Origin of the sequence: Pseudorhodoplanes sp., from assembly GCF_046289595.1 — a bacterium.
Lineage (GTDB): Bacteria > Pseudomonadota > Alphaproteobacteria > Rhizobiales > Xanthobacteraceae > Pseudorhodoplanes.
Genome location: NZ_JBKBVB010000047.1, coordinates 1 through 23,977, shown reverse-complemented (window position 1 = coordinate 23,977; position 23,977 = coordinate 1). Strand labels below are relative to the sequence as shown.

Below are 23,977 nucleotides of genomic sequence, written 5' to 3'. Positions count from 1 at the left end.
ACCAATCCAATGCGCGCGATACCGCCCGAGTTGCAGGCCAGGCTGAATGCCGGGGCAACCACACTCTGCCGCTGCTGGATTGTCACACGCCGCGACGGCATCGTGCAGGGCTTCACCGATCACGATTGCGATGTGCCGCTCGGCGACGTGCGGTGCCGCGCCGATACCGGTTTCGCCGGATCGGAGGCGGTGGCGCGGCTTGGGCTTGCGGCCGACGGCAGCGAAGTATCGGGCGCTTTGTCCGACGACAGTCTAAACGAGGATGCGCTTGCTGCCGGCCGTTACGATGCGGCGCAGGTCGATCTGTATCTGGTCGATTGGAGCGAGCCGACGCTTCACGTTCTGATGTCGCGCGGGCATATCGGCGAAGTGCGGCGCGAAGGCCAAGCCTTCGTCGCGGAATTGCGCGGTCTTGCCGATGCACTCAATGCGGAAACCGGCCGGCTCTATACGGCGGTCTGCGCCGCCGATCTCGGGGACCCGCGCTGCCGTGTCGATCTCGACGATCCGGCCTATCGCGGCGAGGGAACAGTCACCGCGCTCAATGGCGTTTCGGCCTTTGCCGCAAGCGGGCTGTCCGCGTTCGACGACGCCTGGTTCACCGGCGGCCGGCTGATGTTCACGAGCGGCGCCAATGACGGCGACGCCATGGAGGTCAAACGCCACCGTAAAGACGGCGCGACCGTCCTTGTCGAATTGTGGCAAGCGATGGCGCATCCGCTCGCGACGGGCGATGCGTTCGTCGTCACCGCAGGCTGCGACAAGCGCTTTGCCACCTGCCGCGATCGCTTTGCCAATGTCGGCAACTTCCGCGGCTTTCCGCACATTCCCGGCAACGACTTCATCACGCGCTATGCGCGCGACGGCGAATCCGGTCACGACGGCAAGAGTCTGAGAAAGCCATGATCAGCTCCGATCTCATCGTTGCAGAGGCACGCAGCTGGATCGGCACGCCGTACCGGCACCAGGCGTCGCTGAAAGGCGTCGGCTGCGACTGCCTTGGTCTTGTGCGCGGGGTCTGGCGCGCCATTCATGGTGCGGAGCCCGAAGCGATGCCGGCCTATTCGCGGGACTGGGCGGAGGCCGCAAGGCGCGAGACGCTGGCGGAAGCCGGCGCACGGCACCTTGTGCCGGTCGCCCGCGACGCGATGCAGCCGGGCGATGTGCTGCTGTTTCGCTGGCGTGCCGGTCTCGTCGCAAAGCATGCCGCGATCCTGACGTCCGATACCGCGATGGTGCATGCGCATGATGGTGCTGCGGTCTCGGAGGTCGCCTTCGCGCCGTGGTGGCGGCGGCGCGTCGCATTCGTATTTCGGTTTCCGGGAGTGCGCTGATGGCGTCGCTGGTTCTTTCCACGGCTGGCGGCGCGATCGGCGGCGCGCTGTTCGGCCCGGTCGGTGCCATGGCCGGACGGCTGGCAGGCGCGATCGGCGGCAGCCTGATCGACCGCAGCCTGTTTCCGCCGCCCGCGCGGCCGGTCCGCAACATCGAGGGTCCGCGTCTGCGCGATCTCGATGTCATGGTTTCGACCGAAGGCGCGCCAATCCCGCGCGTCTACGGGCGCGTGCGGGTTCCGGGTCAGGTGATCTGGGCGACGGCGCTGGAAGAAAAGGTCAAGGTCCGCACCGAGACGACCGGCGGCGGAGGCGGCGGCAAGGGCTCCGATCCCGCGCCGCCGGAAACCACGACGACCAAGACCTTTTCCTATTTCGCCAATATCGCGGTGGCGCTGGCCGAGGGGCCGGTGGCCCATCTCGCGCGGGTCTGGGCCGACGGCAAGCCGCTCGACCTGGCGCGTCTGACCGTGCGCTTCTATCGTGGAGGCGAGGACCAGAGCGCCGACCCGCTGATCGTCGCAAAAGAGGGAGCGGAGAACGCGCCGGCCTATCGCGGCGTCTCTTACGTCGTGTTCGAGCGGCTGCCGGTCGGGCCGTATGGCAACCGCATTCCGCAATTGTCGTTCGAAATCGTACGGCCGGTCGGCGCGCTGGAGAACAGGATTCGTGCGGTGACGCTGATCCCCGGCGCGACCGAGTTCGGCTATGAGCCTGGGACCGTGACGCGCAAGAATGGTCCCGGCAAACATGCGCCGGAGAACCGCCATGTCGAGCACGCGCCGTCCGATGTCCTGGCCTCGCTCGACGCGTTGCAGGCGCTATGCCCGAATCTCGAACGCATCGCGCTGGTGGTGTCCTGGTTCGGCGACGATCTGCGCGCCGGTCATTGCCGGATCCGGCCGGGCGTCGATCGCCGCAACAAGCAGACCAGCGGAGGCAACTGGTCTGTGGCCGGGGTTTCGCGCGGCGACGCCTATCTGGTGTCGCAGATCGAGGGCCGCGCCGCTTATGGCGGCACGCCGTCCGACAGCAGCGTGCGCAACCTGATCGCCGAATTGAAGGATCGCGGCCTCAAGGTCACGCTCTATCCCTTCGTGATGATGGACGTGCCGGCGGACAACGCGCTACCCAATCCATGGAGCGGCTCGGCGCCGCAGCCGCCTTATCCCTGGCGCGGCGAGATCACCTGTTATCCCGCGCCGGGAATCGACGGATCGCCGGACGGCACCGGCGCAGCCGGCGGTCAGGTCGATGCCTTCTTCGAGGGCGGCGGCAGCACCGGCTGGAATTTCCGCCGGTTGATCCTGCATTACGCGAACCTCGCGGCACAGGCCGGCGGCGTCGATGCCTTCGTCATCGGTTCGGAGTTGAAAAGCCTGACCCGAGTGCGTTCGGCGTCCGGCCTGTATCCGGCGGTGAACCAACTGGTGACGCTTGCCGCCGATGTGCGCGCGATTCTGGGCGCGGAGACGACGATCACCTATGCCGCCGACTGGACCGAATACGGCGCGCATGTGGTGGATGCGGACGCGCAGGAGGTCCGCTTCCCGCTCGATCCGCTCTGGGCATCGTCCGACATCGATGCGATCGGCATCGATTATTATCCGCCATTGTCCGACTGGCGCGACACCCCGGACCATGCCGACCGCGCGCTTGCGGACACGATCTACGACCGCGAATATCTCAGGAGCAATGTCGGCGGCGGCGAGGCGTTCGACTTCTATTATGCCGACGCCTGGGCGCGGGACGCGCAGATGCGCACCCCGATCACCGACGGGCTCGGCAAGCCCTGGATGTTCCGCCAGAAGGATGTGTGGAGCTTCTGGAGCGAGCCGCATGTCGAGCGCGTAGACGGCATCGAGTTGCCGGCCCCGACAGCATGGGTGCCTCGGTCGAAGCCGATCTGGCTGACGGAGATGGGTTGCCCCGCCGTCGACAAAGGCGCCAACCAGCCGAGCGTGTTCCCCGATCCGAAATCGGCGACCGGCGGCTATCCGCATTTCTCCAATGGACAGCGCGACGACCTGATCCAGCGCCGCGCCATCGAAGCGATCCTTGATGTGTTTGGCGCGGACAGCGAACACAATCCGCCATCCGACATTTACGACGGGGCGATGGTCGATGCGTCCGCCATCCATGTCTGGACCTGGGACGCGCGGCCTTTTCCGGCGTTCCCGCAATTGACCGGGGTCTGGAGCGACGGCGCCAATTGGGAGACCGGGCATTGGCTCACCGGCCGCCTCGGTACGACACCGATGGACGCTCTGGTGGCGGCGATCCTCTCCGACGCCGGGATGCCGGCCTGCGACGTCTCCGCGCTCGGCGAAGGACCGGAGGGCTACAGCATCGATCGGCCGATGAGCGCGCGATCGGCAATTGAGCCGCTGGCGCAGATCTTCGCATTCGACGCGGCGGAACAGGGCGGCCAGCTGGTCTTCCGCCCGCGCGGCGGCGCTCCTGTGATCGACCTCGACGAAGCCGATTGCGTATTGCCGGAACGCGGTGCGCCATTGCGTCTGACGCGCGCACAGGAAACCGAATTGCCGCGCGAGGTCGCGCTCGGTTTCGTCGACGGGCGCAACGATTATCGCCGGAGCGCGGCATCGTCCCGTCGTCTGATCGGCAATTCGGTGCGGCTCGTTCAGAGCGACGTCGCTATGGTGACGACCGGAAAGGCTGCGGAACGCCGCGCCGACATCTGGCTGCAGGATCTCTGGGCGGGCCGGGACAGCATCGATTTTGCGCTGCCGCCGAGCCGGATCGGATTGATGCCGGGCGATGTGATCGCCGTGAACGCCGGCGGACGGCAGCGGCTGATCGAATTGCGCGAGATCGTGGATACGGCGTCGCGCGCGGTGAAGGCACGCAGCATCGATCCGGAAGTCTTCAACCTGCCTCTGGCGGCGGACGTTGCTGGCGCCGTGCCATCCGTTCCGCTGGCGGTGGGTCCGGTCGAACTGCGGCTGCTCGATCTGCCGGCCTTCGCGGGCGACGATCCGGTTGTGCTCACGCGCGCTGCCGTGTTCGCGGAGCCGTGGCCGGAGGCAATTTCGATCTGGCGCGCGCGCGATGGCAGTTCGTTCGAGCGCATCGCCGTGGCGACGGCGCCTGCGATCATGGGCGAGACGCTCGATCCGCTGCCAAAGGGGCCGCTCTATCGCTTCGACGACGCGAACCGGTTTCGCGTGCAGCTTTTCGGCGGCGCGCTTGCGTCGGTCTCCGACCAAACCCTGCTCGGGGGCGCCAATCTCGCGGCATTGCAGGGGCCGGATGGCGCCTGCGAAATCGTTCAATTCGCGCACGCCGAACTGGTCGGCGAGGACATGTACGCGTTGTCGCGTCTGCTGCGCGGGCAGGGCGGCACCGAATGGGCGATGGCGGATCCGCTGCCGCAAGGATCGAACTTTGTTCTGCTCGACGAGACGGTGATCCCGGTGGCGCGCGGACTTGGCATGCTGGGCCGCCCGCTTTCGCTGCGGGTCGTGGCCGCCGGGCTGGACCACGGCGATCCGGCGGCAATTGCGGCCGAAACCGAGCCCGCCAATGCCGCGCTTCGTCCTTACGCGCCGGTGCATCTTCGTGCGCTGCGGACAGAGGATGGCATCGTGCTGTCCTGGATCCGGCGCACGCGGCTCGGCGGCGATTCCTGGGAGCTGCAGGAGGTGCCGCTTGCCGAAGACGAGGAGCGCTACCAAGTCGAAATCCTCGATGGCGCCGAGGTCCGGCGCGTGCTGCACGCCACGGCTTCGCAAGTCCTCTATCCGGCCGCGCAGGAGATCGCCGATTTCGGCGCGCCGCGCGATACGATCCGCGTCCGGGTCGTACAGATGTCGCCCGCCATCGGGCGAGGCTATCCGGCCGAGGCGGTGCTCCCGGTCGGCTGAGCGTCATCCGGCAGCACCGACCAGGCGCCCAATTGGTCCGGCCCGGCCGATGCGATGTCGCGTCCGAGCGCGTGCCAGTCAAGCGTCCGTGCGTCGTTGCGGGCGCGGTTGACTGAATCGATCAGCGAGGGAATTCCCCATCTGATAAATTCGATGAAGGTTCCGTCCTGCATCGTCAGCCGGCATTTGCGCACGAGAAACCTCGATACGTCGCGCGCTTCTGCGATCGCCGGGAGAAACAGCGAAAAGGCATCCTCGATCGATTCGATCGGTTTGAACTTCAACCGGTAATTGGTCAGATACAGCATGCCGAGTACTTTGCGCGGCGTTGAGGCACCAAGTACGTAGGGTTTTAAGCCTCTGCCGCCCGCGTCGCGATAAAGCGGCAGCAACGCATTGGCGCCGAACCGGTTCAGCAGTTTTTCATCGGGCAGCGTTTCCTTTTTGAGCAGCAACGGTATGTCGACATCGTCCATCGCGGCGGCTGTCCTGTCTTTCCTCTTTGGCGGCACGCAATAACGGAAAATCGATATGAGCGAAACGGTCCATCTCGGCCTGCCCATGATCGCCGCGGCGCAGGCGCAGAAGCATGTCACCCACAACGAAGCGCTGCGCATTCTCGACGCGCTGATCATGCTTTCGGTCAGAAGTCGCGGTCTTTCAACGCCTCCGGAGTCCCCCGAAGACGGCGATCGCTACCTGGTACAGCCAACCGGCACCGGTGCGTTTGCCGGCAAGGACGACCAGATCGCGCATTTTCGCGACGGCGGCTGGGCCTTCCACATCCCGCGCGCCGGGTGGCTCTGCTATGTCGAAGACCAGAATGTGGTGCTGGTTTTCGACGGCGCGGCCTGGGTCCGGCTGCTCGGCGAAAATGCAATTCTTCAGAACGTAGCCAGGCTCGGGATTGCCACTGCCGCGGACGAGACCAACCCGCTTTCAGCCAAGCTCAACAACGTGTTGTGCACCGCGCGCTATGGCAGCGAAGGCGGCGACGGCGATCTGCGCTACAAGCTGAACAAGGAAGCCGCCGGCAACACGGTCTCGCTGCTGTTCCAGACCGGCTATTCCGGACGCGCCGAAATCGGACTTGCCGGCGACGACGACCTGCGCCTGAAGGTTTCGGACGACGGCGCGAGCTGGCGCGAGGCAATGGTCGTGACTGTCGCCGACGGCCGCGTGAGCTTTCCCTGCGGCATTGCCGGCGCGCGCGAGCGGCTCACCGCGCCACGAACCTATTTTGTGCGAACCGACGGCAACGACGCCAATGACGGCTTGAGCAACGATACGGGCGGGGCCTTTGCGACCCTGCAGAAGGCCGCCGATGTGATTTTCGGCACGCTCGATCTCGGCGGACATGACGTGACTGTGCAGGTGGCCGACGGCAGCTACGCCGAGGGCGTGCATGTGGTGGGCGCGCAGGTCGGGGCGGGCCGCGTCATCTTCCGGGGCAATGCGGTATCGCCCGGCAACGTGCAGGTGGCGAGCGCCATGCATTATACCTTCACGGCGGAAGCCGGCGCCTTTCTTGGAGTGCGGGACATGGAGCTGAGCTCGTCCACCCGCGGCTGTTTGCAGGCGGCGCGCGGCGGCGTCATCTATTTCTCGGGGCTGCGGATCGCGGCGACCGCGCAGCACCAGATCCGCGCCGACGACCAGGGGCGCATTCTGTGCGAGGGGAATTATGCGATCGTGGGGAACGCTGGGCAGTCGCACTGGAATACGGTGGGCTGCGGCGTGATCCGCGTGCAAAGCCGCACCATCACATTGACCGGCACGCCGAATTTCCCGAACGGCTTTGCCTGGGCCACGACCTGCTCGGCGATGTTTGTGAACGGCAATACATTCTCCGGCGCCGGCACCGGCCCGCGCTTTACCATCGAATCGAATGCGGCGGTCCTTGCCGGAGGCCCGACGTATCTGCCGGGCGATAGCGCGGGCTCGACGGTGAGTGGCGGGCAGTATGTGTGATGGCTTATAGATCGCCCAAATCTTGAAGATGCTTTAGCTTTTCTCTTAATTGAACCATATTGCGGATAACGGGAACAACGGCGGGCTAATAATTGGATTCGAACTTCTTCATCATGAGCGTCTATCAACCTAGAGACCGTGCTGAGTATTTCGACAAACGCCCGCGAGGGGATGGCGAAATTGTTCATCAGCCCGATGCTTATGAATTGGCTGCTTTTCTAGCAGTGAAGTATGGGGCTGATACAATCATTCATATTGGCTGCGGCTCTGGTCAAAAAACCCGGATTGATTTCGGCCTCAATTTGGAATCTTGCTCCCAAAGATTCCAGGCGGTGACTTGGATACCGGCCGACTTAGAGATGGCTCATAAAATTAATATTCCTGAAGTTATTCTTCGGAGGTCAATTGTAATTTGCGCGGACGTAATACAACATTTGCTTGATCCGAGAGGGCTGCTGACCCTGCTAGGCGACCTGAGTCGGCTTGTCCATGCGGTAATAATTACTACACCCGAACGCGATTTAGTTCGCGGCGAACACCATGTTGCCCTCCCGCCAAATCCGGCGCATGTTCAAGAATGGAACCTCGATGAATTCTTGAGTCTGCTAGAAGGCGCGGGTTTATCGGTAGCTTTTGCCGGTTTGACCGTCAACAGTAGTATTTCCCGGGAAAAGAAGACGATCATTGCTGTTATCGATCGTCTTGTTGCATCAATCGTCGAAATTCCACCAGATGAATTTCGACCGGTAGCGATTTTTGCAACCTTCAATGACGGAGAAATTATTGTTGAGACCACCGCCAAGATGCTTGACGATGGAATCGATGTCCGTGTGCTCGACAACTGGTCGCAAGATGGAACATTCGAGACGCTCCAATCTTTGAGCAGGTATCGTCCTGGGCTGGCTGTAGAACGATTTCCTTCCGATCAGGCGATGGGCTTTAATTGGGCTGCGACGTTGGATAGAAAGGCTGAGATAGCCGTGACCTATCCGGATCGTTGGATTGTGCATCATGACAGCGATGAGATCAGGTGCGCTCCGTGGCCGCGTAAGTCATTCAGGTCTGGGCTGTGGATCGCTGACCGCTGTGGATTCAATGCCATTGATTTTACGGTCATCGACTTCCGGCCAATAAGTGCCAGTTTTGTTAGTGGATGCAAGCTTGAGCAAACTCTTACGATGTTTGAATTTGGTAAGCGTCCTGGACACTTTCTCCAAACGAAGGTGTGGAAGCAAGGAGACAGACGAGTGTCGCTGTCCAAGGGCGGCGGACATGATGTTCAGTTCAATGGCCGCAAAGTCTTTCCATATAAATTTTTGCTAAAGCACTATCCCCTTCGTAGTCCGGAGCATGCACGCAAGAAGATTTTTGCAGAGCGGCTTCCGAGATATGCGCCTGAGTTAAAATCTAGTGGATGGCATTCGCATTACGACCGATATAGCCAAGAGGAAGAATTTATCTGGAAACCAGAAGGTTTGATTGAATTTCAAGAACCAGTCGTGTGGCGTGACTATTTGCTCGAATTTATTTCAGGAATAGGCATAGCTCATGAATAGCCCGGCAGTCGCCGGTTCCGCGCCACCGGCGCACGGCCGATCCCCGTATAGGCAAAGCCGTATTTGGCGGCTTCGTCCGGCGGATAGATGTTGCGAAGATCGACCATCACCGGCGCCTTCATCGCCGCCTTGATCGCTTCGAGATCAAGCGCGCGGAACTGCTCCCATTCGGTGACGATGACCAGCACGTCGGCGCCTTGCGCGCAGGCGTAAGCGCTGTCGGCATAGGTGACGTTGCCGGGCAGCACCTCGCGGGCCTGCTCCATGCCTTCGGGATCGTAGGCGCGCACCTGCGCGCCCATGTCCTGCAACGCGGTGATCAGCGGGATCGAGGGTGAATCGCGCATGTCGTCGGTGTTCGGCTTGAAAGTGAGGCCGAGCACGGCAACGGTCTTGTCGCGCAGCGAGCCGCCGGCGGCGGCGAGCACCTTGCGCGCCATCGCGCGCTTCCTTTGGTCGTTGACCGCGGCGACGGTCTCCACAATGCGCAGCGGGGCCTCGTAATCCTGGCCCGTCTTGATCAGCGCCAGCGTATCCTTCGGAAAGCAGGAACCGCCGAAGCCCGGCCCGGCATGCAGGAATTTCGATCCGATCCGGTTGTCGAGCCCGATGCCGCGCGCGACTTCCTGCACATCGGCGCCGACCTTTTCGGCGAGATCGGCCATCTCGTTGATGAAGGTGATCTTGGTGGCGAGGAATGCATTGGCCGCGTATTTGATCAGTTCGGCGGTGCGGCGCTCGGTATACATGATCGGCGCGCGATTGAGATAAAGCGGCCGGTAGATTTCCGCCATCACTGCCTTGGCGCGCTCGTCCTCGGTGCCGATCACGATGCGGTCCGGATGCTTGAAGTCGCGGATCGCAGCACCCTCGCGCAGGAATTCCGGGTTCGACACCACGGCGAAATCCGCGTCGGCCCGGGTCTGGCGCATCACCCGCTCGACCTCGTCGCCGGTACCGACCGGCACCGTGGACTTGGTGATGACGGCGGTGAAGCCGTCGAGCGCGCGCGCCACCTCGCGGGCCGCATCGTAGACATAGGTGAGGTCGGCATGGCCGTCGCCGCGCCGCGAGGGCGTGCCGACGGCGATGAACACCGCATCGGCCTGCGATACCGGCTCCTCAAGACCGGTGGTGAAGGCCAGGCGGTTCTGGCGCACGTTGTTGCCGACGAGTTCGGCAAGGCCGGGCTCGTAGATCGGCATCTTGCCCTGTTTCAGCGCATCGATCTTGCGGGCGTCCTTGTCGACGCACACGACCTGATGGCCGAAATCGGCAAAGCACGCTCCCGAAACCAGGCCGACATAGCCCGAACCAATCATCGCAATGCGCATGAAGCCTCTCCGGAGCGGGGCCCGTGCGGCACATGATCGGTCCCTCGCGTGCGGCCAAGATGCCGCATGCCGGACCTGTACCGACAGGGCGCAGCTTAGGCAAGACCAAGCCTTTGGTCTTTGCCGGCACTGTCACGAAACCTTCTTAAACGCTGAAGGGTGCAAGAGCCGATGACCAATCTTGATGGTGCGCCGCTGCGCGCCTTTCTCATTCGTGGGCTGGCCGGTGGCCGGCCCTTTTGCTTTTCCGGCGGCCTCGACCGCCTTGCGGGAAAGCTTCATGCGCAAGGGGTGAAGGCGAGCGTGCACGAACAGGGCTCGTTCCTGCGGCCCTATGGCGGCGTCGGGGCGATCGCACAAGCCGCGCGCGATGCGGCGGCCAAGGGTGCACGGCCGGTACTGATCGGTCATTCGATGGGCGCGGATGCGGCGCTGAAGGTGGCGGTCGACCTCGCAGCGGCGCAGATCGCGGTGCCGCTTCTGGTGTGTTTCGATCCGACCAGCTTTCGCGTCCTCTTCGGGCCGCCGCCGGTGCCGGAGAATGTCACGCGCGCATTGTGCTTCTACCAGAAGGTCAGTCCGCTCGGCCGCGGGGTTCTGAAAGCCGCGCCCGGTTTCAAGGGCGCGCTGATCCAGCGGCAGGTCCCGGCCATCCACAGCGCGGTCGACGACGATCCGGCGCTGCACGTGCAGGTACTCGCCGAGGTCAAGGCGTTGCAGACGACGCCTGTGTGAAAATCCGCTCCGCACAATTGATCGCATCAGCCGCGCATCCGCGCGGCTTTTTTGTATCGGGAACGACGTCATGGCAGCAGGAAATTTCGACGCCGCGCTTGCGCGCGTGCTCAAGCACGAAGGCGGTTACAGCAATCATCCCTCCGACCCCGGCGGGCCGACCAACTTCGGCATTACGATACACGATTACCGCCGCTACATTGATGCGAACGGCACCGCGGCCGATGTGCGCGCGATGAAGGTTGCGGATGCAGCGAAAATCTACCGTGCGCGCTACTGGCATGCGCTGCGCTGCGACGAACTGCCGGCGGGACTCGATTATGCCGTGTTCGATTATGGCGTGAATTCCGGTATCGGGCGTGCGGCGCGGGTCATGCAACGGCTTCTGGGCATCGGCCACGGCACGGCGATGACCGATGCGGTGATCGCGGCTGCGCGTCGCACGAATGCGGCGAACCTGATCGAGCGGCTTTGCGATGAGCGGCTGGCCTTTCTGAAAGCCTTGCGGACCTGGCCGGTCTTCGGCGTCGGCTGGAGCCGCCGCGTCGCCGAGGTGCGGCGCGATGCCTTGGCCATGGCGCGGGGAGCCGCAGGCATGCCCTCCGCTTCCGGCGCGGCGACCGGGAAGGGCCGCGTGCCGGCCCCGAACGCGGCGCGGACCGCGACCGCCGCGGGCGCCGTGGTGGCCGGCGGCGGAGCGGCGCAGGCCGCAGCGGCATCCGGCGCGTCGTGGTGGTTGATTGCGGCCATTGCCGGGGCCGGCTTGATTCTCGCCGTCGCGTTATGGGCCGGATGGAGCCGGTGGCATCGCGACCGGCAAAGCGCGCCCGCGCTTGAGTCCGAGCGGCGGAGCAGGATGAAAGCCGTCTTCGCATCGGTGCGCGACAGGCTCAAAGGCTGGCGAACGCTCATTTTCGGCGGCGCCGTCACGCTCGCCGGCGCGACGCTCGATCTTCTCGATGCGTTCCAATTCGTCGATATCGCGCCGCTGCTGCCACCGGAGCATGCGCTGAAGATCATTGCCGCGATCGGTATCGTCACCGTCGCGTTGCGGCTCGTCACCACAGGCCGGGTCGGCAGCAAGGATTGCTGAGATGATGGCGCAGATCCTGTTCAAGCTTCTCGGCCTGCTCGGCGGCGGCGCGCTCGACGCGCTGCTGTCGCGTATCGCCGATCTCCTGCAGCGCCGAGCGAGCGACGATCTCGCCCGCTATCAGACCGGTGTTGCGGGCGATACTCAAATTGCGATTGCTCAGGTCAATGCGCAGATCGAGGCGCGCAAGGAGCAGGCGAAGCTCATCGAGGCCGACCGGGGCTGGTGGGTGACGGCCTGGGTGCGCCCGCTGATCGTCTATCCGTGCGTTCTGCATTTCGGCGCGATCGTGCTGGATTCCACCTTCCGCTTCGGCTGGGGCATCGCCAAATTGCCGCCGCCCTATGACGGCTACGAACAGGCGATCATCCTGTCGTTCTTCATCGCGCGCCCGTTCGAGAAGGTGGCGCGTGTGTTCGTGATGGGGCGGGGGTGAATCATCAAACGGGCTTGGCGATGACAAGGCGGTTTCGTATGACCGTGTTGTCTAACGGAGCCTGCCTTGATGAATGTCCGCGACGCCGTCGCCTCCCGCTATTCCTGCCGCGCTTTCCTGCCGACGCCGATTCCCGAACAGACTGTGCGCGAGATTATCGAGCTGTCGGCGCGCGCGCCGTCGGCGGGCAACATGCAGCCGTGGCGGATCGATGTGATTGCAGGCGAGCGGGTGGAGGCGCTGAAGGCACTGCTCGCGCCGCGCATGAACGAGCTGCCGCGCGGCGAGGGCACCGAATATACGATCTATCCGCCGGAGATGAATGCGACCTACCGCAAGCGGCGCTTTGAGGTCGGCGAACTCCTCTACAAGTCGATTGGCGTGCCACGGGAAGACAAGCCGGCGCGCTACCGGCAATATGCGCGCAATTTCGAATTTTTCGGCGCGCCGGTCGGCATCTTCTTTTCGATCGACCGCAGTCTCGGGGTCGCCCAGCATTCCGATCTCGGCGGCCTGATCCAGACCGTCATGCTCGTCGCGCGCGGCTACGGCCTGCACAGCTGCGCGCAACAGGCCTGGGCCTCCTGGCACATCACGGTGCCGGCCTTCCTCGAACTCCCCCCGCACATGATGCTCTATTTTGGCATGGCGCTCGGCTATGCCGACGAGAGCGCGCCGATCAACAGCTGGCGGTCGCCGCGCGCACCGTTATCCGATTATGCGCGCTTTTCCGGCTTCACGACTTAGTGTTCGTGGCGCCTTCACGTCGCGCCTGTACCGCACCCATATTCACCCGGCATTCACGGGCCGACCTCTAAACGCGTTCAATGTCACCTCGAATACCGATTCTCTGCGCGGCCTTGCTGGCTGCTGCCACGGCTGCTGCATCGCTCGATACGGCCTTCGCTGTCCGTGCGGCCGCGGCCGCGGAACTGACAGTGCTTGCCCAGGCCAAGGCGGGCAAATCACAATGCCTCACCCCCGCCCAGCGCCGCAGCGTCGCCGCCAGCGGCAAGGTGGTTCCCCTGTCGAAGGCCATTCGCGCGGCGCGCGCCCGGAAGACGGATGTAGTTGACGCCAGGCTCTGCAAGGGGCCAAAAGGGCTGGTCTACCTGCTGACATTGCTCGCGCAGGATGGCAAAGTCACACGCGCCACCGTCGATGCGACCAGCGGTCTGCTCACCGACGGCGGCTGATCCGGAGGGTGTTCCGCCTTGCGTCTCCTCGTCATCGAGGACGATCCCGACCTCAACCGCCAGCTCGCAACCGCGTTGACCGACGCAGGTTACGTGGTCGATCGCGCATTCGACGGCGAGGAAGGGCATTACCTCGGCGAGACCGAGCCCTACGATGCGGTGATCCTCGATATTGGCCTGCCCAAGATGGACGGCATTTCCGTACTGGAAGCCTGGCGGCGGGCGGGACGCGCCATGCCGGTGCTGATGCTGACCGCGCGCGACCGCTGGAGCGACAAGGTCCAGGGTTTCGACGCCGGCGCCGACGACTATGTGCCCAAGCCCTTTCATATGGAGGAGGTGCTGGCGCGGGTTCGGGCGCTGCTGCGCCGCTCCGTCGGTCACGCCAAAAGCGAATTCAATTGCGGTCCGGTTCGCCTCGACACCCGCACCGGGCGGGTTGCCGTCGACGGCAATCCGGTGCGGCTGACCAGCCATGAATACCGGCTGCTGTCCTACCTTATGCATCATACCGGCCGCGTGGTGTCGCGCACCGAGCTGGTCGAGCATCTGTACGACCAGGATTTCGACCGCGATTCCAACACCATCGAGGTCTTCGTCGGCCGCATCCGCAAGAAGCTCGGCGTCGACGTGATCCAGACCGTGCGCGGTCTTGGCTATCTCCTGACTCCTCCCGATGCGCGCTGAGTTTCTTTCCCTCCTAAGCCTCCCCCGCATGCGGGCGAGGGACGCGTAGTCGTCCGATGCGCGCGAATTCGCTGGCGCTGCGGCTGTTCCTGTGGGCGGCCGGCTGGACGCTTGCGATCGTGCTGGTCACCGGCATCGTTCTCTCCTCGCTCTATCGCGACGCCGTCGAGCGCGCCTTCGATGGGCGGCTGCAGGTCTATCTGCGCACCCTGGTTGCCGATCTCGCCAATCCCGAAACCCCTGACGAACGGCTTCCGGATGCGGTGACCGAACCGCTATTCGATCTCCCGCTTTCCGGCTGGTACTGGCAGGTGACGCGCATCGATACGCAAAAGCCGGAGATGCGCGCCTCGCGCTCGCTGTGGGACGGCGGCCTGCCGGTGCTGCCGCGCGGCGATGCGGTATCCGCGCTGAGCGTGCGGTCCGGTTACGTCACCGGCCCGGAGGATCAGAAGCTTCGCATGGTGGAGCGCAATATCGACCTTGGCGAGGAAGGCACGTTTCTCGTTGCGGTCGCAGGCGACGCAGCGGAGATCGAAGACGATATCAGAAGCTTCAATCGCGCGCTGTTCATCACCTTCTGTGCGCTGGCGCTGGTCCTTCTGCTGACCACCGCATTTCAGGTCCAGTTCGGTCTTGCCCCGCTGAAACGGATTTCGCAGCAGCTCGCCGCCATCCGCTCGGGGCAGGCGGAACGGCTGGAAGGCAAGTTTCCGGTGGAGATCGCCCCGCTTGCACGCGAAGCCAATGCCTTGCTGGACGCCAACCGGGAGATCGTCGAGCGCGCACGAACCCATGTCGGCAATCTCGCCCATGCGCTGAAGACACCGCTTTCCGTTGTCATGAACGAAGCGGCAGCGCGTAGCGACGACCCGCTCGCGCAAAAGGTGCGCGAACAGGCCGATGTGATGCGCGATCAGATCACGCGGCATCTTGAGCGCGCACGCATGGCGGCGCGCTTGTCTGTCGTTGGGACGGTCACAGACGTTGCGCCGGTGCTTCATGCAATCGCGCGCACGATGGAGAAGACCCACCGTGACAAGGATCTTACGTTGCGGGTGGATGCGCCGGAGGACGGTCAGTTCCGCGGGGAAAGGCAGGATCTGGAGGAGATGGTTGGCAATCTGGTCGACAATGCCTGCAAATGGGCGCAGTCGCGCGTTGTGATCGAGGTTCTCAAGGAGCGCGCCGAGGACGGCGGCGACACCATCCGCATCATCGTCGATGACGACGGGCCGGGCCTGACCGCTGCGGAACGCGAGCAGGTCGCCCGCCGCGGCCGCCGGCTCGACGAGACCAAGCCTGGATCGGGGCTTGGACTGTCGATCGTGGTGGAACTGGCGGCGCTTTATGGCGGAACTTTCGCACTCGGAACTGCGCCGCTGGGCGGTCTGCGGGCCGAATTGGTTCTGCCAGCCGCTTGACGCGATGGCTGCAAAATTCCTTAAGTTTTCGTGTCTATATCTTTCTCGCGCGGACGGCGGCAGCCAATGAAATGCCGCATTCCCTGTTGTTTAGTAAACGCTTGCCGTGCACGGCGCGGCGACGGGGATTAGCACCGGAGGGGGCATGCGTTCGATCGGATTCGTCATCGCGGTATCGGCTTTGGTCGCCGGCTGTGCGGGGGATCCCGCGACCGGAACCGGGCCACGGGAAAATACCGGCACGCTGGTCGGCGCTCTTGCAGGTGCAGCCATCGGCTCGCAGATCGGCGGCGGAACCGGCGAGCGGATTGCCGCAGGCGTTGCGGGTGCGGCGATCGGTGGTCTGATCGGCAACCGGATCGGTGCCGCGATGGACGACGAAGACAAGCGGCGCGCCTATTACGCCCAGATGGAAGCGCTCGATCGCGGCGCGCCGGGGGCGCCCGTGGCGTGGGAGAATCCGGATTCCGGACGACGCGGGACCATCGTCCCCGGACCGCAATTCGACCGGCGCGGTCTGCCATGCCGCAGCTTCACCCATACGATCTATATTGATGGACGTCCGCAAGTGGCGCGCGGCGAAGCCTGCCGCAACCCTGATGGAACCTGGCAGCTCGTCTGAGCCTCGGCCAAGCGCATATCTAACCCGTTCTTAACGCGCAGCCGCTATCAACTGGGCTTCCGGTGTAGTGGTGGGCGGTGCCTATGGCCGACGGGCGGCTCGTCGAGCGTTTGCGGCAATTCCTGAGCGAGCTCAGTCCTGGAGCGCGTGCGCTGTTGATGACCGAGCTTGAGCGCGGTCTGTTGCGCGGCGAAGAGATGCCGGGTGCGGAGATCGTGCTTCAGGAGCTGCGCCGATCGGCCCGCGGCCATACCCGTCCGAAGCGGCCCGGCAGCCTGTCCCGGCTGTTCTTTCAGCCGCTCGAGCCCGTCCTTGTCGACGATACCGCGACACACCATCACCCCGGCCGTATTGCCCGTGTGGTTCTGCAACCGGTGTGGGAATGGATTTGCCGCGACCTGATGCCGGGAGAGGTGACGGCGGTGAACGATCAGGTCGCCGCGGCCTTCGATGACGACGATGCTGCGCGTGCCGAAGCGCTGGCCAAGGCCTTTCAGGAGCGCGCGATCGTCCGCATCGAAGAGGCCATCGCTGCGGCGCGCAGCGACGAAAAGGTCCGGCGCCGGCTGGCCGGGCAGATCGGCACACCGCGTGCGCTCGACGATATCGCCGCGATCCTGACCGTGCTGAAAGCGAGGCAAACCCTTGCGGCCTTTGCCGCCCACCTTCCGAACCACATCAAGTCCCTCGACGACACCAATATCGATGCCGTCAAGGCGATCATCGAATCGCCGGCCGCGGGCGGCCCGGCGCTCTTCGTCTACGTTCTCGTCATGACCATGGGCAAGCTCGGCGCGCCCTGGCAGCTGATCCGGCTCGCCCGGCGTGCAGCCGGTACCGATAGCGCGACGCGGATTGCCGAAACCCCCTATGCCATCACCGTCGATATCGTGCTGGCGGAAATCCAGCGCCTGATCAACGAACTGAAAGCCGAATTGCGGTCCGGCCGCGGCCTTGGCGTGAGCGCACTTCTGAAAAGCATCCACGACGCTGCGCGGGGCATGCGCTCGGAGATCAATTTCTCTCACGAATCCGCCTGGGCGCGCGGGCTCGCAGCCTTGCGCACCCAGGTGTCCGACCTTCTCAAGGGCGAAATCGAGACGCTGCCGGGCCGCGTCCGCCGCCTCCTGCGTCCGCGCCCGATCAAGGAAATTGCGCCCAATTCGGCGCTCGACGAAACCGATGTGCGCGAAACCGAATTGCAGATCGAGTTCGTCAATACCTGCCGCGCCTATGCCGGGGAGCTGGCGCTCAGTGAATTGACCACGCGGACCTGGTCCGACCTCGAGCATTACCTCGATCCGGCGACGTCCGCCCTTGTCGAGAATCTGCGGGTCGCAGGCGACACCGACCGGCCGTTCCGGCAGTCCCAGCTCGACGCTGCTGTGCGCTTCTGCCGCAAGGTGTTTGGCGACGATTATGCCACGCTCCTGCTCAAGGCGCGCGATGTCGCGGTGTCGGCCGAGCGCCGGGCGGCGAAGTCCTGAGACGCGCCGCGGGTTCCACGACGGGCGATTCCGCCGTTTGCAACGCCGGTTTCCTGTCGTCCGTGTCGCACGTCGTCGAAAAAAAGGCGTTTCATCCCCATATCGGCGCGCGATAGCGGCTTTTCCGATCACCGGATCGGTACTTTGTGCGCCGCGATCCGGTGATGTAAACGGACGCGATGAGCCTGTTCCTGATCCTTGCGCTGATGACCGCAGCGGCGATTTTTGCGGTCCTGTGGCCATTGTCGCGCCGCCCGCCGGATGAGGCCGTGGCAAAGGACCAGGATCTGGCGGTCTACCGCGACCAGCTCGATGAGATCGAGCGCGACCGCAAATCCGGTCTCATTGCCGCCGCGGAGGCGGACGCGGCGCGGGTTGAGATTTCGCGCCGGTTGCTGGCCGCCGCCGAAGCGTCCGCGAAGGCTGCAAGCGAACCGGCCACGGGCTCGCCGCTGTGGCGCAGGCGAGTGGCAGCACTGGTCGCGCTCATTGCTTTGCCGGCGCTCTCGGCCGGGCTGTATTTGCACTGGGGCTCGCCGCAGCTTCCGGGAGCACCTCTGGCGGGGCGGCTCAATGCTCCGTTGGAAAACCGTTCGATCGAAAGCATGGTGGCTCAGGTCGAGGCTCATCTCGAGAAAAATCCGGACGATGGTCAGGGCTGGCAGGTGGTGGCCCCGGTCTATATGCGGATGGGGCGGTTCAACGACGCGGTCAGGGCGCGGGCCAACACCATCCGTCTGATGGGCTCGACTGCCGAGCGGGAGGCCGATCTGGGAGAGGCGCAGGTTGCCGCCGCCAACGGCGTCGTGACTGCCGATGCCAAGGCGACCTTCCAGCGTGCGCTGAAGGCGGATGCGAACAACGTGAAGGCGCAGTATTTTACCGGGCTTGCGGCGGAGCAGGACGGGCGGCCGGATGAGGCGGCGCGGATTTGGCGGACGATGCTCGCGGCGGCCCCGGCCAATGCGCCCTACCGGCAGCTGATCCAGCGCTCGCTGGCGCGCGTTTCCCCGGACGCGCCCGCGGTCGAACCGGTTGCGCCTGCGCCGGGACCAACGCAGGAGGATATCGCCGCGGCAAAGGAGCTGACCCCGGAGCAGCGGCAGCAGATGGTCCGCGGCATGGTGGACCGGCTGGCGGAGCGGCTGAAATCGGATTCGTCCGATTTCGAGGGCTGGCTGCGGCTGGTGCGCGCCTATGTGGTAATGGGAGAGACGCAAAAGGCCCGGGAGGCTTTCATCAGTGCGCGCGCGGCCATCGGCGACGACGCCGAGAAGCGCAAACGCCTCGACGAGCTTGCGAAGGGTCTTGGGATCGAAGGGTGATGTGACATGACGCGCAAACAGCGGCGTCTGGTTTTGATCGGGGCGGGCGGGGCGGTGCTCGCTGTGGCGGCCGTTCTGGTGCTGACGGCGCTGCGCGACTCCATCGTCTTCTTCAATTCGCCGACCGACGTCATCGAGAAGCAGGTGCAGCCCGGCACCCGCATCCGGCTCGGCGGCCTGGTGCAGCCCGGCACCATCACGCGCAAGGACGTGGACGCTGTGTTCGATGTGACGGACGGCAAGAACGTCGTGCGCGTCACCTATCGTGGCATCCTCCCCGATCTGTTCCGGGAAGGGCAGGGCGTGGTCGCTGAGGGCACCCTGATCGACGCGACCTCGTTTCGCGCCGATACCGTGCTCGCCAAACACGACGAGACCTATATGCCGAAGGAAGTGGCCGACGCGCTGAAGCGGCAGGGTCACTGGAAGGACGATTACGGGAAGAAAGAGGGCGCGGCAAAACAATGATCGCCGAAATTGGTCATTATGCGCTGGTGCTGGCATTCGCGCTGGCCTTGATCCAGGCGACGCTGCCGATCGCCGGCGCCAGGATGAACGACCGCACGCTGATGGGCATCGCCGAGCCGGTATCGGTGGTGCAGCTTCTGTTCGTCGCGGTGTCGTTCGCGGCGCTGACCGCGCTTTACGTGACGTCTGACTTTTCCGTTCTCAACGTCTACGAGAACTCGCATTCGGCGAAGCCGATGATCTACAAGATCAGCGGCGTATGGGGCAATCACGAAGGCTCCATGCTGCTCTGGGTGCTGATCCTGGCGCTGTTCGGCGCGCTGGTCGCGCTGTTCGGCGGCAACCTGCCGCAGACGCTGCGGGCCAATGTGCTCGGCGTACAGGCCTGGATCGCGGGCGCGTTCTATCTGTTCATTCTGGGCTCCTCCAATCCGTTCATGCGCATCGCGCAGCCGCCGTTCGAAGGCCGCGATCTCAATCCGGTGCTGCAGGATATCGGGCTCGCGATCCATCCCCCGCTGCTGTATCTCGGCTATGTCGGCTTCTCGATCTCATTCTCGTTTGCGGTCGCCGCGCTGATCGAAGGCCGCATCGATGCGGCCTGGGCGCGCTGGGTGCGGCCCTGGACGCTGGCCGCCTGGTGTTTCCTCACGCTCGGAATTTCGATGGGCTCCTACTGGGCCTATTACGAGCTCGGCTGGGGCGGCTGGTGGTTCTGGGATCCGGTCGAGAACGCGTCGCTGATGCCCTGGCTCGCGGGCACCGCGCTTCTGCATTCGGCCGTGGTGATGGAGAAGCGCAATGCGCTGAAGGTCTGGACCATCCTGCTCTCGATCCTGACCTTCTCGCTGTCGCTTCTTGGCACCTTCCTCGTCCGCTCCGGCGTCCTCACGTCGGTGCATACCTTTGCGTCCGATCCGACCCGCGGCGTCTACATCCTGTGCATTCTCGTATTCTTCATCGGCGGGTCGCTGGCGCTCTATGCGTGGCGGGCCTCCGCGCTGAAACAGGGCGGGTTGTTTGCGCCGATCTCGCGCGAGGGCGCGCTGGTCCTCAACAATCTCCTTCTGTCCACCGCCTGCGCCACCGTGTTCGTCGGCACGCTTTATCCCCTCGCATTGGAATCGCTCACCGGCGACAAGATTTCGGTCGGCGCGCCGTTCTTCAACGCGACGTTCGGTCCGCTTTTCCTGCCGCTGATGATTGCAATGCCGTTCGGGCCGTTGCTGGCCTGGAAGCGCGGCGACCTTTATGCCGCGGCGCAACGGCTCACCGCAGCCTTTGTGGTGGCGCTGGTTGCGATGGGCGCGACCGTGGCCATCGTGCAGGGCGGGCCGGTGCTGGCGCCGTTCCTGATCGGCGTCGCGTTCTTCGCAATGACCGGTGCGCTCGTCGATATATCCGAGCGGATTGCCCTGTTCCGGCAGCCCGTCGAACTGTCGATGCGGCGTCTGTTCGGCTTGCCGCGTTCGGCGATCGGCACGGCAATCGCGCATTTCGGTCTCGGCGTTTCCCTGCTTGGAATTGCGGGAGAGGCCTATTACGGGGCCGAGCGTATCGTCTCGATGAAGCCGGGTCAGACCATCGAGGTGCGCGGCTATGAGCTTACCTTCGACAATCTGGTGTCGCGGCCGGGACCGAATTTCCGCGAACTGATCGCCAAATTCACCGTCAAGACCGATGGCCGTGTGATCGGGGCGATGGAGCCGTCGAAGCGCACCTTCACCGCGCGCAGTTCCTCGACCACCGAAGCCGCCCTGCTGACGCGCGGGTTCAGCCAGGTCTATCTCTCGCTTGGCGATGCCAATGATGACGGTTCGATCGCTGTGCGCGCCTATCACAAGCCGCTGGTGCTTCTGATCTGGCTCGGTACGGTCGTGATGGTGATCGGCGGGCTGTTCTCGCTGTCCGACCGGCGGCTGCGGGTCGGTGCGCCGCGGGCTGCGAGAAAGCCGAAACTGCAGCCGGCGGAGTGAACGCGATGCGACGCCTGCAAATCGCATTGGCTCTGCTCGCGCTGCTGTATACGACGCCGCTTCACGCGGTGCTGCCCGACGAGATTTTGTCCGACCCGAAACTCGAAGAACGGGCGCGCAACCTGTCGCGCGAATTGCGCTGCATGGTGTGCCAGAACCAGTCGATCGACGATTCAGACGCACCCTTGGCGCGCGATCTGCGCCTTCTTGTGCGTGAGCGGCTCAAGGCCGGCGACAGCGATCGGGAGGTGATGGATTTCCTGACCGCCCGCTATGGCGATTTCGTCCTGCTCAAGCCGCCGGTGAATGCCAAGACGATGCTGTTGTGGATTTTGCCAGCGGCTCTGTTGTTCGGTGGCGCGATTGTGTTGGTGGCTGCGCTGCGACGGCGGCAGGGGGCGGGGCCTGACGCTGTCGTCGCAGGCGGCCGGCTGAGCGCGGAGGAAGAGCGCCGCATTGCCGAATTGCTTGAGCGCGACCCGCGCACCCGCGGTTGAGTCCATCGCCGCCGCCGGTTTTAAGCCAATCCCTCACGTTCGCGGTTAAGTGGTTGAGCGCGCATATATTTCGCTCATTGTCCCCATTACCAAAGTTTAATCCGCCCGACAGGTGGCCGTAAGGCGGCAACCCCCATCTTCAGTCTCGAACGGCGCCGGGAATCGTCCCCAGGAACTCTCCCAAGCGAAGCCCTCCCGGCACGTCCCGAAATGACGAAGATGGAGTTTAACCACATGACACCAACCACGCCTCCCAGCCCGGGCGGCTTCCTCCGCGGACGCCGGGCTTTGTTGCTCGGAACGACGATCCTGAGCCTCGGTGCTGCGGCCTTGTTTGTCGCGCCCGACGCGTCGCGCAATGCGGCCATTGCGCAGAACGTGACCCAGCAGGCGCAGACCGTGCAGCGCCCCGTCGGATTTGCCGACATTGTCGAGAAAGTGAAACCCGCGGTTATTTCGGTCCGTGTCAAAGTGAATGCGGGTCCGCAGAATTCCTCGTTCGAGGACCAGCTGCCGCAGGGCTTCGAACGTTTCTTCCGTCGCTTCGGCGAGGACATGTTCCCGGATATGCCGAACCGCGGCATTCCCGGCATGCCGCGCGGCCCGCGCCAGCGCACGTCCGGCCAGGGTTCCGGCTTCTTTATCTCCGCTGACGGCTATGCGGTGACCAACAATCACGTGGTCGATCGCGCCGACGAGGTCGAGGTCCAGACCGACGACGGCAAGATCTACACGGCAAAGGTGATCGGCACCGATCCCCGCACCGATCTCGCGCTGATCAAGGTCGACGGCGGCAACTTCCCCTATGCCAAGCTTGCCTCTCAGGCGCCGCGCATCGGTGACTGGGTGCTGGCGGTCGGCAATCCGTTCGGCCTGTCCTCGACCGTGACCGCAGGCATCGTTTCGGCGCGCGGCCGTGACATCGGCGCCGGTCCCTATGACGACTTCCTGCAGATCGACGCCCCGGTGAACAAGGGCAACTCGGGTGGCCCGACCTTCGACATCGACGGCAACGTCGTCGGCGTCAATACGGCGATTTTCTCGCCGTCGGGCGGCAATGTCGGCATCGCCTTTGCGATCCCGGCGGCGACCGTGGACTCGGTGGTCACGCAGCTGCGCGAGAAGGGTTCGGTCACCCGGGGCTGGATCGGCGTGCAGATTCAGCCGATCACCCAGGACATCGCCGACGGCATGGGCCTGAAGAGCACCGACGGCGCGCTGGTCGCCGAGCCCGCTCCGAACAGCCCCGCGGTAAAGGCCGGCATCAAGTCCGGCGACGTGATCGTTGCGGTCAACGGTGAGCGTATTGCCAATGCCCGAGAGCTGTCGCGCCGCATCGGTCAGATGGCGCCGGGCAACGATGTCCGCCTGACCATCCTGCAGCGCGGCTCGGAGAAGACCGTCAACGTGAAGCTCGGCGAATTGCCGGCTCCGACGGAGCTCAGCCGCCGCGGCGGCGATGAGCGCGGCGGTCCGGCGCGCGAGGAGTTGACGCTCGGCCTGCAACTTGCGCCGGCTTCGTCCGTTGCCGGTTCGGGTAACGAAGGCGTCGTGGTGACCCGTGTGCTGCCGAACAGTCCGGCCGGGGAGCGTGGTCTGAAGACCGGCGACGTGATCCTCGAAGTCGCGGGCAAGGCGGTTTCAAATCCGGCCGATGTCCGCAAGGCGCTCGAAGAGGCGCGCAAGGACGACAAGCGCACCGTGCTGATGCGCGTGAAGTCGGGTGAGGGCACCCGCTTCGTGGCGCTGCCCGCCGGGCGCGCGTGACGAGACCGGGTGCGGCGCGTGCCGCCGCACCCCATCCGAAAGGGACGTGTCTCCGGCTACCGTCGCCCCCGCCGGTGCCACGAAACCCTGGGGGAGGAACATGGGGTCCGCCCCCGCAAACAAAGCGAGGCGGACCGTGGGATCCGCCCCCGCAAACCCAGAGGGGGCCTTACCGCTCTGTT

At 64.5% G+C, this 23,977-nt stretch carries 21 protein-coding genes; 19 read left to right on the top strand and 2 right to left on the bottom strand.

All coding sequences use genetic code 11. The features are described from left to right. Positions 1–9 precede the first annotated feature (9 nt). Genes ACK41X_RS11800 through ACK41X_RS11790 form a run of 3 tightly spaced genes read left to right on the top strand, consistent with a single transcriptional unit; the run spans position 10 to position 5,221 of the window. Positions 10–906 carry a DUF2163 domain-containing protein gene (locus ACK41X_RS11800; RefSeq protein ID WP_409723114.1) on the top strand — a complete coding sequence of 299 codons (897 nt, stop codon included), beginning with the start codon at positions 10–12 and terminating at the stop codon, positions 904–906. Further along, the gene (locus ACK41X_RS11795; RefSeq protein WP_409723112.1) at positions 903–1,334 is read left to right on the top strand and encodes an NlpC/P60 family protein; all 432 of its coding nucleotides are present in this window, start codon (positions 903–905) and stop codon (positions 1,332–1,334) included. Before ACK41X_RS11800 ends, ACK41X_RS11795 begins: the two co-directional genes overlap by 4 nt. Beyond that, positions 1,334–5,221 carry a glycoside hydrolase/phage tail family protein gene (locus tag ACK41X_RS11790; RefSeq protein ID WP_409723109.1) on the top strand — a complete coding sequence of 1,296 codons (3,888 nt, stop codon included), beginning with the start codon at positions 1,334–1,336 and terminating at the stop codon, positions 5,219–5,221. The genes ACK41X_RS11795 and ACK41X_RS11790 overlap by 1 nt, the downstream gene beginning before the upstream one ends. Here the strand turns inward: ACK41X_RS11790 and ACK41X_RS11785 are convergent. Then, positions 5,188–5,697, bottom strand: a complete 510-nt coding sequence (locus tag ACK41X_RS11785; protein WP_409723106.1) for a hypothetical protein — start codon at positions 5,695–5,697, stop codon at positions 5,188–5,190. The two genes, ACK41X_RS11790 and ACK41X_RS11785, sit on opposite strands and share 34 nt — an antisense overlap. A 55-nt stretch (positions 5,698–5,752) precedes the next feature. Between ACK41X_RS11785 and ACK41X_RS11780 the strand changes: the two genes are divergently transcribed. Both ACK41X_RS11780 and ACK41X_RS11775 read left to right on the top strand, forming a co-directional pair. Further along, positions 5,753–7,192 (top strand): DUF2793 domain-containing protein, encoded by a 1,440-nt coding sequence (locus ACK41X_RS11780; RefSeq protein ID WP_409723103.1) that lies wholly within the window; start codon positions 5,753–5,755, stop codon positions 7,190–7,192. A 113-nt stretch (positions 7,193–7,305) separates the two neighbouring features. Continuing rightward, entirely contained in the window at positions 7,306–8,748 is a 1,443-nt protein-coding gene (locus ACK41X_RS11775; RefSeq protein ID WP_409723100.1) for a hypothetical protein, read from the top strand. On the opposite strand, the gene ACK41X_RS11770 is transcribed toward ACK41X_RS11775, so the two are convergent. Continuing rightward, positions 8,739–10,082, bottom strand: coding sequence for a UDP-glucose dehydrogenase family protein (locus tag ACK41X_RS11770; RefSeq protein WP_409723097.1), 1,344 nt, complete (start codon positions 10,080–10,082; stop codon positions 8,739–8,741). The two genes, ACK41X_RS11775 and ACK41X_RS11770, sit on opposite strands and share 10 nt — an antisense overlap. 171 nt (positions 10,083–10,253) lie before the next feature. Between ACK41X_RS11770 and ACK41X_RS11765 the strand changes: the two genes are divergently transcribed. The 14 genes from ACK41X_RS11765 (at position 10,254) to ACK41X_RS11700 (ending at position 23,795) form a co-directional block, all read left to right on the top strand. Next, a complete protein-coding gene (locus tag ACK41X_RS11765) occupies positions 10,254–10,817 on the top strand; it encodes a hypothetical protein (RefSeq protein ID WP_409723094.1) in 564 nt (187 codons plus the stop codon). 70 nt (positions 10,818–10,887) lie between these two features. Next, positions 10,888–11,910 carry a glycoside hydrolase family 108 protein gene (locus ACK41X_RS11760; protein WP_409723091.1) on the top strand — a complete coding sequence of 341 codons (1,023 nt, stop codon included), beginning with the start codon at positions 10,888–10,890 and terminating at the stop codon, positions 11,908–11,910. A 1-nt stretch (position 11,911) separates the two neighbouring features. Continuing rightward, complete coding sequence (locus ACK41X_RS11755; RefSeq protein ID WP_409723088.1) at positions 11,912–12,346, top strand: hypothetical protein; 435 nt, start codon at positions 11,912–11,914, stop codon at positions 12,344–12,346. A 69-nt stretch (positions 12,347–12,415) separates the two neighbouring features. After that, positions 12,416–13,093 carry a nitroreductase family protein gene (locus tag ACK41X_RS11750; protein WP_409723085.1) on the top strand — a complete coding sequence of 226 codons (678 nt, stop codon included), beginning with the start codon at positions 12,416–12,418 and terminating at the stop codon, positions 13,091–13,093. 113 nt (positions 13,094–13,206) lie between these two features. Beyond that, positions 13,207–13,542 carry a PepSY domain-containing protein gene (locus ACK41X_RS11745; protein WP_409723082.1) on the top strand — a complete coding sequence of 112 codons (336 nt, stop codon included), beginning with the start codon at positions 13,207–13,209 and terminating at the stop codon, positions 13,540–13,542. An 18-nt stretch (positions 13,543–13,560) separates the two neighbouring features. Further along, positions 13,561–14,229 carry a response regulator transcription factor gene (locus ACK41X_RS11740; protein WP_409723080.1) on the top strand — a complete coding sequence of 223 codons (669 nt, stop codon included), beginning with the start codon at positions 13,561–13,563 and terminating at the stop codon, positions 14,227–14,229. A gap of 56 nt (positions 14,230–14,285) precedes the next feature. Further along, a complete protein-coding gene (locus tag ACK41X_RS11735) occupies positions 14,286–15,653 on the top strand; it encodes an ATP-binding protein (protein ID WP_409723077.1) in 1,368 nt (455 codons plus the stop codon). 145 nt (positions 15,654–15,798) lie between these two features. Then, the gene (locus tag ACK41X_RS11730) at positions 15,799–16,275 is read left to right on the top strand and encodes an RT0821/Lpp0805 family surface protein (protein WP_409723075.1); all 477 of its coding nucleotides are present in this window, start codon (positions 15,799–15,801) and stop codon (positions 16,273–16,275) included. Positions 16,276–16,358: 83 nt separating this feature from the next. Next, positions 16,359–17,762, top strand: a complete 1,404-nt coding sequence (locus ACK41X_RS11725) for a hypothetical protein (RefSeq protein ID WP_409723072.1) — start codon at positions 16,359–16,361, stop codon at positions 17,760–17,762. A gap of 179 nt (positions 17,763–17,941) precedes the next feature. Then, entirely contained in the window at positions 17,942–19,087 is a 1,146-nt protein-coding gene (ccmI, locus tag ACK41X_RS11720; protein WP_409723069.1) for a c-type cytochrome biogenesis protein CcmI, read from the top strand. A 6-nt stretch (positions 19,088–19,093) separates the two neighbouring features. Next, on the top strand, positions 19,094–19,555 hold the full coding sequence (gene ccmE, locus ACK41X_RS11715) for a cytochrome c maturation protein CcmE (protein ID WP_409723066.1): 462 nt from the start codon (positions 19,094–19,096) through the stop codon (positions 19,553–19,555). Beyond that, complete coding sequence (locus ACK41X_RS11710) at positions 19,552–21,531, top strand: heme lyase CcmF/NrfE family subunit (protein ID WP_409723063.1); 1,980 nt, start codon at positions 19,552–19,554, stop codon at positions 21,529–21,531. Before ccmE ends, ACK41X_RS11710 begins: the two co-directional genes overlap by 4 nt. A 5-nt stretch (positions 21,532–21,536) precedes the next feature. Further along, the gene (locus ACK41X_RS11705) at positions 21,537–22,028 is read left to right on the top strand and encodes a cytochrome c-type biogenesis protein (protein WP_409723060.1); all 492 of its coding nucleotides are present in this window, start codon (positions 21,537–21,539) and stop codon (positions 22,026–22,028) included. 234 nt (positions 22,029–22,262) lie between these two features. Further along, positions 22,263–23,795 carry a Do family serine endopeptidase gene (locus tag ACK41X_RS11700; protein ID WP_409723057.1) on the top strand — a complete coding sequence of 511 codons (1,533 nt, stop codon included), beginning with the start codon at positions 22,263–22,265 and terminating at the stop codon, positions 23,793–23,795. Positions 23,796–23,977: the final 182 nt, after the last annotated feature.

What these genes read in the sequence shown, in the direction of transcription:
- ACK41X_RS11800 (WP_409723114.1), top strand. Translation starts at nt 10, where the DNA reads ATGCGCGCGATACCGCCCGAGTTGCAGGCCAGGCTGAATGCCGGGGCA.
- ACK41X_RS11795 (WP_409723112.1), top strand. Translation starts at nt 903, where the DNA reads ATGATCAGCTCCGATCTCATCGTTGCAGAGGCACGCAGCTGGATCGGC.
- ACK41X_RS11790 (WP_409723109.1), top strand. Translation starts at nt 1,334, where the DNA reads ATGGCGTCGCTGGTTCTTTCCACGGCTGGCGGCGCGATCGGCGGCGCG.
- ACK41X_RS11785 (WP_409723106.1), bottom strand. Translation starts at nt 5,697, where the DNA reads ATGGACGATGTCGACATACCGTTGCTGCTCAAAAAGGAAACGCTGCCC.
- ACK41X_RS11780 (WP_409723103.1), top strand. Translation starts at nt 5,753, where the DNA reads ATGAGCGAAACGGTCCATCTCGGCCTGCCCATGATCGCCGCGGCGCAG.
- ACK41X_RS11775 (WP_409723100.1), top strand. Translation starts at nt 7,306, where the DNA reads ATGAGCGTCTATCAACCTAGAGACCGTGCTGAGTATTTCGACAAACGC.
- ACK41X_RS11770 (WP_409723097.1), bottom strand. Translation starts at nt 10,082, where the DNA reads ATGCGCATTGCGATGATTGGTTCGGGCTATGTCGGCCTGGTTTCGGGA.
- ACK41X_RS11765 (WP_409723094.1), top strand. Translation starts at nt 10,254, where the DNA reads ATGACCAATCTTGATGGTGCGCCGCTGCGCGCCTTTCTCATTCGTGGG.
- ACK41X_RS11760 (WP_409723091.1), top strand. Translation starts at nt 10,888, where the DNA reads ATGGCAGCAGGAAATTTCGACGCCGCGCTTGCGCGCGTGCTCAAGCAC.
- ACK41X_RS11755 (WP_409723088.1), top strand. Translation starts at nt 11,912, where the DNA reads ATGATGGCGCAGATCCTGTTCAAGCTTCTCGGCCTGCTCGGCGGCGGC.
- ACK41X_RS11750 (WP_409723085.1), top strand. Translation starts at nt 12,416, where the DNA reads ATGAATGTCCGCGACGCCGTCGCCTCCCGCTATTCCTGCCGCGCTTTC.
- ACK41X_RS11735 (WP_409723077.1), top strand. Translation starts at nt 14,286, where the DNA reads ATGCGCGCGAATTCGCTGGCGCTGCGGCTGTTCCTGTGGGCGGCCGGC.
- ACK41X_RS11730 (WP_409723075.1), top strand. Translation starts at nt 15,799, where the DNA reads ATGCGTTCGATCGGATTCGTCATCGCGGTATCGGCTTTGGTCGCCGGC.
- ACK41X_RS11725 (WP_409723072.1), top strand. Translation starts at nt 16,359, where the DNA reads ATGGCCGACGGGCGGCTCGTCGAGCGTTTGCGGCAATTCCTGAGCGAG.
- ccmI (WP_409723069.1), top strand. Translation starts at nt 17,942, where the DNA reads ATGAGCCTGTTCCTGATCCTTGCGCTGATGACCGCAGCGGCGATTTTT.
- ccmE (WP_409723066.1), top strand. Translation starts at nt 19,094, where the DNA reads ATGACGCGCAAACAGCGGCGTCTGGTTTTGATCGGGGCGGGCGGGGCG.
- ACK41X_RS11710 (WP_409723063.1), top strand. Translation starts at nt 19,552, where the DNA reads ATGATCGCCGAAATTGGTCATTATGCGCTGGTGCTGGCATTCGCGCTG.
- ACK41X_RS11705 (WP_409723060.1), top strand. Translation starts at nt 21,537, where the DNA reads ATGCGACGCCTGCAAATCGCATTGGCTCTGCTCGCGCTGCTGTATACG.
- ACK41X_RS11700 (WP_409723057.1), top strand. Translation starts at nt 22,263, where the DNA reads ATGACACCAACCACGCCTCCCAGCCCGGGCGGCTTCCTCCGCGGACGC.